The following is an 11,958-nucleotide window of genomic DNA, read 5'->3' as shown; positions in this document are numbered from 1 at the left end:
TGATGGATTGAATGAAAGTAGAAGCAGTTATTTTTGATTGGGCAGGTACAACAGTTGATTACGGATGTTTTGCACCACTGGAAGTATTTATGGAGATTTTCCATAAACGCGGTGTTGCAATTACTGCAGAAGAAGCCCGTAAGCCAATGGGATTATTGAAAATTGATCATGTTAGGGCATTAACAGAGATGCCTCGTATTGCGAGTGATTGGAATCGTATTTTCGGACAATTACCAACAGAAGCAGACATTCAGGAGATGTATGAAGAATTCGAAAAGATTCTCTTCGCTGTTTTACCGCGCTATGCGTCGCCGATTAATGGCGTAAAAGAAGTGATTGCTTCTTTACGTGAAAGAGGAATTAAAATTGGTTCAACGACTGGTTATACGAGAGAAATGATGGACATTGTAGCAAAAGAAGCAGCACTACAAGGGTATAAACCTGATTTTCTTGTAACACCAGATGATGTTCCAGCAGGTCGTCCGTATCCGTGGATGTGCTATAAAAATGCGATGGAGCTTGGTGTATATCCAATGAATCATATGATAAAAGTTGGAGACACGGTATCAGATATGAAAGAGGGAAGAAATGCTGGTATGTGGACAGTTGGTGTAATTCTTGGCAGTAGCGAACTCGGCTTAACTGAAGAGGAAGTGGAGAATATGGATCCGGTAGAACTTCGTGAAAAAATAGAAGTAGTTCGCAATCGTTTCGTTGAAAATGGGGCGCACTTTACGATAGAAACGATGCAGGAACTTGAAACCGTAATGGAACATATCGAGAAACAAGAACTTATTATTTCATAAAAGGGGAATAGGATCATGACTGAAAATCACTATTTATTATTAACGCCTGGACCATTAACAACAACCAAAACAGTAAAAGAAGTTATGTTATACGATTGGTGTACGTGGGATGATGAATATAGCACAATGGTACAAGAGGTAAGAGCTAAGCTTGTATCGTTAGCAACGAAGGAAGAAGAGACATATACAACTGTTCTCATGCAAGGAAGCGGTACGTTTTCAGTTGAAGCAGTGATTGGATCTGTCGTTCCTAAAGATGGAAAGCTGCTCGTATGTACAAATGGTGCGTATGGTAAGCGAATTGTACAAATGGCAGAGATGTTACATATAGATGTGGTGGTCAGTCAAACAGAAGAGTGGGAGCCTACTAATATTGCAGAAGTAGAAAAGATATTGCAACGAGATAAAGAGATTACACATATTGCAGTTGTTCATTGCGAAACAACAACAGGTATTATCAATCCAATTGTAGATGTATGTAAATTAGGGAAGCAATACGGAAAAGTAACACTGGTTGATGCAATGAGTAGTTTTGGTGGTATTGAAATAGATATCGCTGAGTTGCAAATTGACTTTCTAATTAGTAGTGCGAATAAATGTATTCAAGGGGTTCCTGGATTCGGCTTTGTTATTGCAAAGCGCGATGAATTGGTGAAATGTAAAGGGCAGGCACGTTCATTATCATTAGACTTATTTGATCAGTGGGAAACGATGGAAAATCAAAATGGGAAATGGCGTTTTACGTCACCTACACATGTTGTACACGCTTTTTATCAAGCACTACTTGAATTAGAAAAAGAGGGCGGAGTAGAAGCGCGTTACAATCGATATTATAACAATCAAAAAATATTAGTGAATGGAATGAGAGAAATCGGATTTAAGCCACTAGTAGATGAAAAATATCAATCGCCTATTATTACATCCTTCATTTATCCAGAAGAGGGGTTCGATTTTGGGCAGTTATATAATGAATTAAAGTGTGATGGGTTTGTTATTTATCCAGGTAAAATTTCAAAAGTAGATACATTCCGCATTGGAAATATCGGTGATGTACATGAGGCAGATATCAATCGCTTAGTTTATAGTATCGCTAAAGGAGTTGTTATAGGTTGAAAGTATTTTGTTTAGGTGGAGCAGGTAAAATTTGTCGTGAAGCAATTTTAGATTTAGTGCAATTTTCATCTTTTGAGGTGATTACAGTAGCTGATTTTAATGAAGAAGAGGGCCTGAAAGTAGTAGAATGGCTCAACGATCCTCGTGTTGATTTTGTGAAAGTAGATGTAACGAATCACGAGGATACGGTTGCAAAAATGAAAGGTTATGACATTGTAATGGACGGTACGACAATTAAGTTAAATGGATTGTCTACTCGATGTATTGCAGAAGCAGGTTGTCACGGTGTGAATTTGAATGGGTTTGGTGAAGAAAATGAATCTCATTCTATATTTGCTCAAAATGAAAAAACGTGTCTACCTGGTTTTGGTATGACGCCAGGTGTAACGCAAATGATGGCAATGCATGCAACAAATCAGCTAGATACTGTAGAGTCAGTACGTGTAAGTCATGGCTCGTACCGTCCAATTGCTTTTTCTGCATCCATTACAGAAACAACGACATATGAATATGATCCACATTTACCATCGCGTACAGTATATGAAGATGGTGAATTTAAGCAAGTACCTCCTTTTGCGCGTCCAAGAGAAATTGAATTACCGGCGCCTTATGGTAAGGCAACGCAGTATATAATACCGCATTCTGAAACGATTACGTTAGCAAAAGCACTAGAACATAAAGGCGTCAAACTGATAGAGACGAGAGGAACTTGGCCAAAGAAAAATATGCAGCTCGTACGTGCTTTATATGATTATGGTATATTGCGTAATGATCGGGTTGACATAAATGGGAAAGAAATTGGCATTATGGATTGTATTTCGAAGTATTTATTGCAATCAAAAGAAGGGCAAGAAACAGAAATTTACGGTTATGCACTTCATGTAGAAGTAATAGGTATGAAAAATAATGAGAAACAAAGGCACGTATTATATCATACACACCCGTTATCTGATGGTTCTGTTGTAGGATGGGAAAAATTAAGAGCTTATACGAGAAACGTCGGTATTCCATTTGGGATTGCTACAGAGTTAATCGCAAAAGGGAATGTAAATAAAGTTGGTGTTGTGACACCTGAGGAAGCTTTTGTAAATCCACAAATTATTTTTGATGAACTAAAAAAACGTGGTATTCATATTCATGAAGAAGTTTTCACTGAAAAAGAAAGTTATAACTTTGTATAAGTAAGGCAGTTTATGAGGTAGAAATCAATGGGGTGAAGCTATGTCTGTAGTAGGTGAAGAAAGAAAGCGAACCATTCTTGAGAAGGTAGAGTTTAAAGGGAAAGTAAAAGTTTCAGAGTTAGCAAGAGAGTTTGCTGTATCAACAGAGACGATTCGTCGTTATTTAGAAGAATTGGATCGTGAAAAGAAGTTGAAGAAAGTGTATGGTGGAGCCGTGCAACTTCCGGGAGCTGGAATAGAGGCACCAATGTTAGAACGAGAGATGCTGCATATAGAAGAGAAGAAGAGAATTGGGTATAAAGCAGCAACGTTTGTGGAAGATGGAGATGTGATTGCGATTGATGATGGAAGTACACCACTTCAAATGGTGCCATATCTTGTTCATCGTAAAAATTTAACGATTGTAACAAGTTCATTTCCAGTAGCTACACAATTAATTTCTTCTATTAATAAAAAGATGTTTCACGGTGAAGTTTTATTTATTGGTGGAAAAGTATCTCCAAAGCATTCACGTGTGTCAGGTTCTATTTCGCAGCAAGTAATCCAGCAATTTCATTTTCATAAAGCATTCGTTTCGATTGATGGATTGTTACCTGGTTTTGGGGTTTCTAGTTTTGAATTAGAAAAGGCGAAACTGTCAGAAGCGATGCTGAAATTAGCGGAGAAAACATATATTTTATGTGATCATACAAAAGTAGGGGTAAAAGGAAATTACCGAATAGCAGCATTTTCACGTATTCAACATGTAATTTGTGATAAGAAAATGCCCTATAGTTTTGAAGAGGAAGTCAAAAATCATAATATTCAATGGACAATTTGCTAAATAAATTGAACTCCCACCTATTTTTGAGGTGGGAGTTTTACTGTCCGCAAATAGAGGGATAAAAGATTTGTATGTATGCAAAAAGTGGACACATTTTCTTATCTCTTTCATATAATTTACCAATACAAAAAAAGTTGGTCGAAGGAAAGAAGGGAGAAGCATGTCAGAACGGATATATAATAAACTTGTATTGTATGCAAATATTTTGCAAAAAATTGGTTTTATTAATGAAAAAGAAAAAAGTGAAATTCTTCATACGCTAGGTAAAAAGGCCCTTTGATTAAAGGGTTTTTTATTTTTTATCTTTGGAAATATAAACTTAATGTAATATTACCATTGACAATGATAATGATATTCATTATCATTTATTTGTAGACAATTGATAACATTTATCAATTGCGAAAATTATATATGATAGGGGATATTATTTTGAAAAAAAGTTATATTAAGGCGCTAGTAGTAGCCACAACATTAGCAATTCCATTTGCTACATACTCTACTCCAGCATTAGCAGCACTAAAAGCTGAAGCAAACCAGTCGGTGGCAGCAGCTAGTGAACGTACATACGATACTGAGATTAAAATATATAAGGATCAAAAAGATGAGCCATCTATGGTTTCTCAGTACATAAAAAATCCTAAAGTAGCAATTGAAGATGGGAAAAAAATCGTTACTGTAACAATACAAGATAGCGATTATTTTCAATATCTTAGAATAGAGGATAAAAACCAACCTGGTGTATTTCAAGATGTGAAAGTTTTATCAGAAGATAAGAGGAAAAATGGAACGAAAGTAGTCCAATTTGAAATTGGCGAATTTGAGAAGAAGCATAATATGCAAATGCATATACTTATTCCTGCCATCGGATATGATCACAAATATCAAGTTCAATTTGAAATTAAAGATCCAACTGTAGGTGACAAAGAAACAGAGAAACCAGATGATAACTCTAATTCAGGCAATACGGAAACGGATCATCCAGTTGATAGTCAAAATATGATAACAGATAACAAATTAAGAGAACTTGTTAATAAAAAAGTATTTAATAGAAAAGATTTAAATACACCAATTACGAAAGAGGAGTTATTACAAGTAAAGGACTTGTTTTTAAACACGAATGAGATTCTTGATTATAGTGCATTAAAATATATGCCAAATTTAAAATCTTTAACAGTTGCGAATGCGAAGATAACAGATCCATCGTTCTTTGCGAATTTAAAGCAATTAAATCATTTAGCTTTGCGTGGTAATGAATTTTCAGATGTAACACCACTTGTTAAGATGGATAATTTAGCATCTCTTGATCTGAGTAATAATAAAATTACAAACGTTGCACCACTCATTGAAATGAAAAATGTAAAAAGTTTATATCTATCAGGCAACCAAATAGAAGACGTAACAGCATTAGCGAAAATGGAACAACTAGATTACTTGAATTTAGCAAATAATAAAATTACGAATGTTGCTCCATTAAGCGCGTTGAAAAATGTAACATACTTAACTTTAGCAGGTAATCAAATTGAAGATATTAAACCGTTATATTCATTACCTTTAAAAGATTTAGTACTAACACGTAATAAAGTTAAAGATTTATCGGGTATTGATCAAATGAATCAATTAAATAAATTATTTATCGGTAAAAATCAAATTGAAGATGTGACACCACTTGCTAAAATGACTCAGCTTACAGAATTAGATTTACCTAATAATGAGTTAAAGGATATTACTCCATTATCAAATCTAGTAAACTTACAAAAACTTGATTTAGAAGCAAATTATATTTCAGACTTATCGCCAGTTAGTAAGTTGAATAAGTTAGTATATTTAAGTTTTGTTGCAAATGAAATCCGCGATGTTAGACCAGTAATAGAACTAAGTAAGAAGGCTTATATCAATGTTCAAAATCAAAAAGTCTTTTTAGAGGATACAGAAGTAAATAAAGAAGTGAAAGTACCTATATACGAAAAAGACGGTGAAGTATCTACAAAAATCCGTCTGAAGAGTGAAGGTGGTACGTATAGTAATGGTGTAGTGAAATGGAGTACACCAGGTGAGAAAGTATATGAATTTGGAGTGAAAGATCCATTTGCAGATACAGGTATTTTCTTCACTGGTTCTGTGATTCAAAAGGTTGTAAATGAAAAAGTAGCTGAAGAAGTAATAGAGTTTAAAGATGTACCAAAGGGCCATTGGTCAGAGAAAGCAATTAATCATTTAGCGAAAGAAAAATTATTTGTAGGTTATGGAAATGGGGAATTTGGATTTGGTGACAATATTACGCGTGGTCAAGTAGCAGTTTTAATACAAAAGTACTTGAAGTTGGAGCGTAATCTGGAAGAAAAAATTAAGTTTATAGATACGAAAGGAAATGCGTATGAAGGGGCTATTGAGTCAGTTGCACAAGCCGGTATTATGACTGGATACGATAATGGTCAGTTCCGTCCAGATGGAGTATTAACTCGATATGAAATGTCAGTAGTATTACAAAAAGTATTTCAGTTAAAGGGAAGTGAAAAGAGTGTAGAGAGCTTTACTGATGTGCCAAAAGGTCATTGGGCAGAAGGATATGTGAAAGCTTTAGCGGATAATAATATATCAAAAGGTGATGGAAAAGGAAACTTTTTAGGTGATGATTTCGTAACACGTGAACAATATGCACAGTTTTTATATAATGCAATAAAGAAATAAAAGATGAGAAAATACGTTATTCTTTGATTTAAAAAGAATAACGTATTTTTTATGTACAAAATGAAATAGGGAATAGACAGAATTATAGATATATGAAGGGCCCATTTTAAAGAAGAGCTGTGAAACTATATTGACAAAAAGGCGTTCTCATGTGATAATTCAATTAAATTTTTAGAATAATCAAAAAATACTCCTTTTACATAGAAAGGATTCGAACATTATATAAATATTATGCCGGGGGTGACGAAATGTTATTTTTTCTAAAGAAATGGAATGAATTAAAAGATGTGAAATCTGAATTGGCACTTCGTGATTGGTTTTATGGTACAAAAATTAGTTTATCACTCTGTACGTCAAAAGAGCCGTTAACTTTTTTAGTAAACGTTGAGGGAAGAGATAAAGGGTTATTTTCAGAAGAAGACTTTATTGTTGTTAATTGTATGTGTGAGCCAGTATTTGAAAATGAAGAAAAACCAGCTGCAGAATCGTTTATGCATGCGGATATTTATAAAAAAAGTAGTGCAGAATGTATTTTACAAGTGCAGACTGTAGATAGCCATTTAATATCAGAGTTATATGGAGAAGAAGGGGACGTAACATTCGATAAACGTAGCGTGGAACGTGTTTTTGGAAAAGAAGGTATAACAGAAATGACAATTCCCATTGTAGAAGATGAGAAAAAATTCGCTGATTTATTAGAAAATAATGTACCGAATTTTATTGAAGGTGGAGGAGTAGTTCTTGTTCATAATTATGGCATGATTGTGTGGGGGAAAACTCCAGAAGAAGCGAAAAAATGGCTAGAGGGTATAGAATATTTAATGAATTACCATGTAAAGTTGTTAATGATAAAAGGTGCAAAGAGCTCTGTTATATAAAATGTTTGTGACGTCGTTACAAGTCAATAAAAAATGAAAGCGTTTTAAAAATAATTTCACTCATAAAATATAGGTCTCCTTATTATATATAGATTACATGTTGACATGTAAGGAGGAACATATTTTGCGAGTTAAATATCATTTTCTGCCAAAACAGCAAGTAACATTTTGCAAAATGAACGATTCAGGTGAAGAGGCTTTGCGCATTATGAATGAAACGGGATTTCGAGCAATCCCTGTATTAGCAGAAGATGAAAAGAAATTTATAGGGATTATTTATAAAGTAGATCTTTTAGAAAAGAAGTGTAATAGCGGATTAGAGAAATTAAGTACGGAACAGATGCTGGGAGATTCCTCTGCATTTATTTTTGAAAAGGATTCTTTTTTTAGAGCATTTTATGTTATTCGTCGACTTCCATTTTTAGCTGTGCTAAATGACTATAATGAATTTGTCGGTATCTTAACGCATTCCAATATATTTGATGTTATTGAAGATTCATTCGGTATGCGGACGGGTGGTTATATATTAACAATTGCAACACAAGATTGTAAGGGAACGATTAAAGAACTTGGGACATTGTTGAAAGCATTTAATATCGGTGGATTATTTACGCTAGATAACGGTGATCAATATATTCGCCGCGTTATCGTAAATATAGCAGATGAGTTAAATGAAAAAAGATTAAAGCAATTAATCGAAAAAATAGAGAAAAAAGGATTCAGGGTGAGTCATGTAGATTATATTTAAGGTGAAAAGGAAAGGTACCAATTTGCTATATGCAGATTGGTACCTTTTTTAGTGTGAGTAATGAATCTTATTTTGAAACAGGAGGCGGAGATAACGCTAAATCAGATAAAAAAATAAAATCTGCATGTTCGCGAATTTTAGGAATAGAAGTTTCTATAACACGTGATGTAATTTCACCTGGAGGTCCAACGTGTCCAATAGCAACCATAATCGGTTTTTCTTGAAGTTTTTTAATGAGTAATTGGGCTTGTTTTGAAATATGGGCTGCTGTATACACATCATCAAAAAATAATTGATTTTCAATAATGGGCACTCCTAATTCTTTCCCGATTTTTGGGACAACACTCTTAGGATTTGTTTTGCTATCTAAATAAAATAAACCGTGTTTTTTACAAGCTGCAAGTATAAGTCGTACAATTCTTTCGTCCGCGGTCACTTTTGATCCCATATGATTGTTCATGCCAATTGCATGTGGCACTTCTTGAATCGCTTGTTCGAGTCGGTTAGTTATTTCTTCGTCGCTTAAATCAGTTGTAATTGCTTTTGGTCCAAGCCATTCTTTTTTACCTTTAATAGGTTCCATTGGCATATGTATAATAACTTCGTGCCCTTTCTTATGAGCAGCTATCGCATCTTCCTTTGTGGAAGGGAGAAAAGGCATAACGGCAACAGTCAGTGGAATAGGAAGTGATAACATTTTATCAGTCCCCTTCATATTATTGCCGAAGTCATCAATGACAATAGCGACTTTGTTTGTATGTGCCTTTGCTTGAACAGGAAACAAGAAGGATGGTAAGAACATAGTAAATATAAGCAATGCAATCGTATATTTGCGCATATAAATATTTCCTTTCTATTTTATCCCGCTATTTGCGAGCAGTGAGGAATGGACAAAATCCCCAATGATTAAATTTCACTTTATCAATCATCATTATGTTTTGCGTTTTTATATAAATTAAACAAAAAATGTCGAAGAAAAGTATATGGAAAATAGAAAATCCGCTATTTAATTGGTATTTGTAAAAAAAGAAGATGAAAAAAATGTCTATTATTGCGAATGTATTTACAAAGATAGAATAATTTGTAATAATTCTCAAAGTGAGGGTAAAGATTTGTAAATTACAGGGAGAAAATGTTAAATTTTCTGATTCTTCAAATTCAAATATGATTAAGTAGTTAAAAGGCCAATGGAGAAGTAAAGTTGAGAGCATGGAAGTATAATAAGGGGGATATGAATGTTTACTGTAAAAAGGAAGTACACATTAGAAAAGCTTTCACGTGATATTCATATGAAACGTGAAGAAATGATTCAATTAGGTTTAACAAGTGGGTTAAATAGTATGGAGACAATTCAAGTGAGTCAAGAATTGGACAAGCTTATTTTACAGTACCAGCGTTATAAAGAAAAACAAACACCAAAATGGTTATCAATTATAAAGGTACCTATTTTTCAAATTGGATATGAAGGGAAATCAAGTAATTTTTGGCGAATGCTTGTGGCTGGTTTTATGAAATAAGTATAATTACCCTTTTGGGATAAGGATAATTATACTAGGTGTAACGGAATTTCGATATGAACTGTCGTTCCTTCGTTTTCTATACTATCAATAAAAATATGCCCATTGTACATCTCTACAATTCGTTTACATATGACAAGTCCAAGACCGGTTCCAGTATCTTTATTAGTAAAGAACGGATGAAAGAGGTGTTTTTGAATATGTTTTGGAATCCCTTTTCCATTATCTGTAATTTTCAATTGTGCGTGTGTTTCATTGTTTGTTACGGAAATGGTCAGTGTGTCACCAGAATTCATGGCTTCAATTGCATTTTTTGTAATGTTTAAAACCACTTGTTTCATATGGTCTTTTGAGCAACGGATATGAACAGGATGGTCTGGCAAATGTAAATGGAACACAATGTTATGTAGATTCGCCTCAGATTGAATAATTAATGCTACCTCATTTAGAATGGTTCTCACATCATATGTTTGTTCAATGATAGCAGTTGGCTTTCCAAGAATAAGAAATTCGCTTACAATTTCATTAATCCGTTCTATTTCTTGTTCGATGACAGAAAAATAAAACTGATCTTGTTCATCTTTATATTTCTCTTTTAATAGAGCGACGAGCCCTTTAATTCCGGTAAGAGGATTACGGATTTCGTGGGCTGTACTAGCTGCAAAAGTTCCAACCAATTCAATTTTTTGTAGTTCATTTTGTTGTCTTTCCAGTTTTGTTTGACGTTTTAACAACATATATTGAGCAAGTAAAAATAAAATAGACATTAAAAATAAAGTAGCTATACACTCTATTGCAACCCACTGATATAAAGTTTTTTGATGGATAGGCAATGGAGAAACAGAGACCTTCCAATTTAATCTTTTGAGTGGGGTAGTAAGCATATTAGAATGCGCATCACTTGTTTCGTTATTATCATCGGTGAGAAAAACTACATCATGTTTATCAGTTACTTCAAAATGGTATTGTGGCTTAATGGCATTTAAAGATGATGAAATGTAGTCAAAGCGTAAACTTGCTAACAATAAGCCTGAGATTTCCTTCTGTTTATTGAAAATGGGAGAAGCAATCATAATAGCTTGATGTCCAAGAACACGATCTGTAATGACTGATGATACAGTTGTTTTCTTCGTTTGCAATACGTCTTGAATATATTTGCGATCTGAGACATCAACAGGTGGTCGGTCGCCTTCGGATGCGATTGTAATGATGCCTTCTGGTGTAGCGTAATATAAACCAGAAAAACGTGCATCGTTTCCATCTGTATCATGTACAATTTGTTTAACTCCATTTATATTTCCAGTCTCGGTTCCTACGACCTTTGAGAGCATTTCTAATGCGGAAATTGCTTCACCAAGGTGATGATCTAAATAGTCTCTATATAAAAAGAGAACCGTGTGAGCAGATAGTTTGTTTTCCTGTTTCATTTTATACGAATGATATGAATAAAATGTAGCACCAATTCCTATTGTTGGTAGGATAACAAGCAATATATATAAAACTATGCTGTGGAATTTGACTTTCAAATTTGGTACTCCTTCTTTTTTATTATCATTATATATAAACTATGTTAAAATTGTCATGTTTTTATTCAAGAATCATTCATAATATATTTGGGGAGAGGAAATGAATGAGTGAATACTCATTCGGAATTTACATGAAGTACTAAGTTGTTTTTTCTTTTTATTACTGAGAATTTAAGTGAAGGGTTGAAAGTTGTATGACATCAAATAATGAACGAGAAGATATTTCTCAATCTTTAAAAGTATTTATTGCATTATCTCGTGTACATCGATCTGTTATGGATACTACAAATAAATCTATACAAAGTAACGGGTTAAATCCAACTGAATTTGCTGTATTAGAACTGCTATATCATAAAGGCGGTCAACCACTTCAGCAAATTGGTGAGCGTATTTTAATAGCTAGTGGCAGCATTACATATGTTGTAGATAAGCTAGAGAAAAAGGGACTAGTAAAGAGAATTCCGTGCCCGAATGACAGACGTGTTATTTATGCACAACTAACTGAATCTGGAGAGAGCTTTATTGCTTCTATTTTTCCAGGGCATGAGCAAGTTATACATCAGTCTTTTGAAATGTTAACGAAAGAGGAAAAGGATGAATTACTTGATCTATTAAAAAAGATTGGAAAATATGAAAAATAATAGTATGTTCCAAAAGAGCTTTGGATAAAGAAATCCA

11 protein-coding genes are annotated in these 11,958 nt (G+C 33.9%); 9 read left to right on the top strand and 2 right to left on the bottom strand.

Annotated elements, in window-relative coordinates; translation table 11 throughout:
• The first annotated feature begins 11 nt into the window (after positions 1-11).
• The 7 genes from phnX to cbpA all read left to right on the top strand — a co-directional run bounded on the left by phnX (position 12) and on the right by cbpA (position 8,237).
• Positions 12-806 (top strand): phosphonoacetaldehyde hydrolase, encoded by a 795-nt coding sequence (gene phnX, locus MNO09_RS24310; RefSeq protein ID WP_088106960.1) that lies wholly within the window; start codon positions 12-14, stop codon positions 804-806.
• A gap of 15 nt (positions 807-821) precedes the next feature.
• The gene (gene phnW, locus MNO09_RS24305) at positions 822-1,919 is read left to right on the top strand and encodes a 2-aminoethylphosphonate--pyruvate transaminase (RefSeq protein ID WP_088106961.1); all 1,098 of its coding nucleotides are present in this window, start codon (positions 822-824) and stop codon (positions 1,917-1,919) included.
• Positions 1,916-3,100: a saccharopine dehydrogenase family protein gene (locus MNO09_RS24300; protein WP_000862179.1), complete on the top strand. Its 1,185-nt coding sequence runs from the start codon at positions 1,916-1,918 to the stop codon at positions 3,098-3,100. Before phnW ends, MNO09_RS24300 begins: the two co-directional genes overlap by 4 nt.
• Positions 3,101-3,140: 40 nt before the next feature.
• Entirely contained in the window at positions 3,141-3,923 is a 783-nt protein-coding gene (locus MNO09_RS24295) for a DeoR/GlpR family DNA-binding transcription regulator (RefSeq protein WP_000117659.1), read from the top strand.
• 429 nt (positions 3,924-4,352) lie between these two features.
• Positions 4,353-6,611: an NEAT domain-containing leucine-rich repeat protein gene (locus MNO09_RS24290; RefSeq protein WP_000750359.1), complete on the top strand. Its 2,259-nt coding sequence runs from the start codon at positions 4,353-4,355 to the stop codon at positions 6,609-6,611.
• Between the two features lie 248 nt (positions 6,612-6,859).
• Complete coding sequence (locus tag MNO09_RS24285) at positions 6,860-7,489, top strand: class II aldolase/adducin family protein (RefSeq protein WP_000895989.1); 630 nt, start codon at positions 6,860-6,862, stop codon at positions 7,487-7,489.
• A 124-nt stretch (positions 7,490-7,613) separates the two neighbouring features.
• Complete coding sequence (gene cbpA, locus MNO09_RS24280) at positions 7,614-8,237, top strand: cyclic di-AMP binding protein CbpA (RefSeq protein WP_001264216.1); 624 nt, start codon at positions 7,614-7,616, stop codon at positions 8,235-8,237.
• Between the two features lie 67 nt (positions 8,238-8,304).
• Here cbpA and MNO09_RS24275 read toward each other — a convergent pair whose 3' ends face one another.
• A complete protein-coding gene (locus MNO09_RS24275) occupies positions 8,305-9,075 on the bottom strand; it encodes a divergent polysaccharide deacetylase family protein (RefSeq protein ID WP_001234117.1) in 771 nt (256 codons plus the stop codon).
• 397 nt (positions 9,076-9,472) lie between these two features.
• Between MNO09_RS24275 and MNO09_RS24270 the strand changes: the two genes are divergently transcribed.
• Positions 9,473-9,754 carry an aspartyl-phosphate phosphatase Spo0E family protein gene (locus tag MNO09_RS24270; protein ID WP_000495533.1) on the top strand — a complete coding sequence of 94 codons (282 nt, stop codon included), beginning with the start codon at positions 9,473-9,475 and terminating at the stop codon, positions 9,752-9,754.
• 29 nt (positions 9,755-9,783) lie between these two features.
• Here MNO09_RS24270 and MNO09_RS24265 read toward each other — a convergent pair whose 3' ends face one another.
• Positions 9,784-11,280 carry a sensor histidine kinase gene (locus MNO09_RS24265; protein WP_088106963.1) on the bottom strand — a complete coding sequence of 499 codons (1,497 nt, stop codon included), beginning with the start codon at positions 11,278-11,280 and terminating at the stop codon, positions 9,784-9,786.
• 194 nt (positions 11,281-11,474) lie between these two features.
• Here MNO09_RS24265 and MNO09_RS24260 point away from each other — a divergent pair, with 194 nt between their 5' ends.
• Entirely contained in the window at positions 11,475-11,921 is a 447-nt protein-coding gene (locus MNO09_RS24260) for a MarR family winged helix-turn-helix transcriptional regulator (protein WP_000203345.1), read from the top strand.
• The last annotated feature ends 37 nt before the right edge of the window (positions 11,922-11,958 follow it).

Origin of the sequence: Bacillus sp. N5-665 (genome assembly GCF_022637375.2) — a bacterium.
Classification (GTDB): Bacteria; Bacillota; Bacilli; order Bacillales; family Bacillaceae_G; genus Bacillus_A; species Bacillus_A wiedmannii.
The sequence above is the reverse complement of the archived record's forward strand: the minus strand, read 5'-3'. Positions and strand labels throughout refer to the sequence as shown.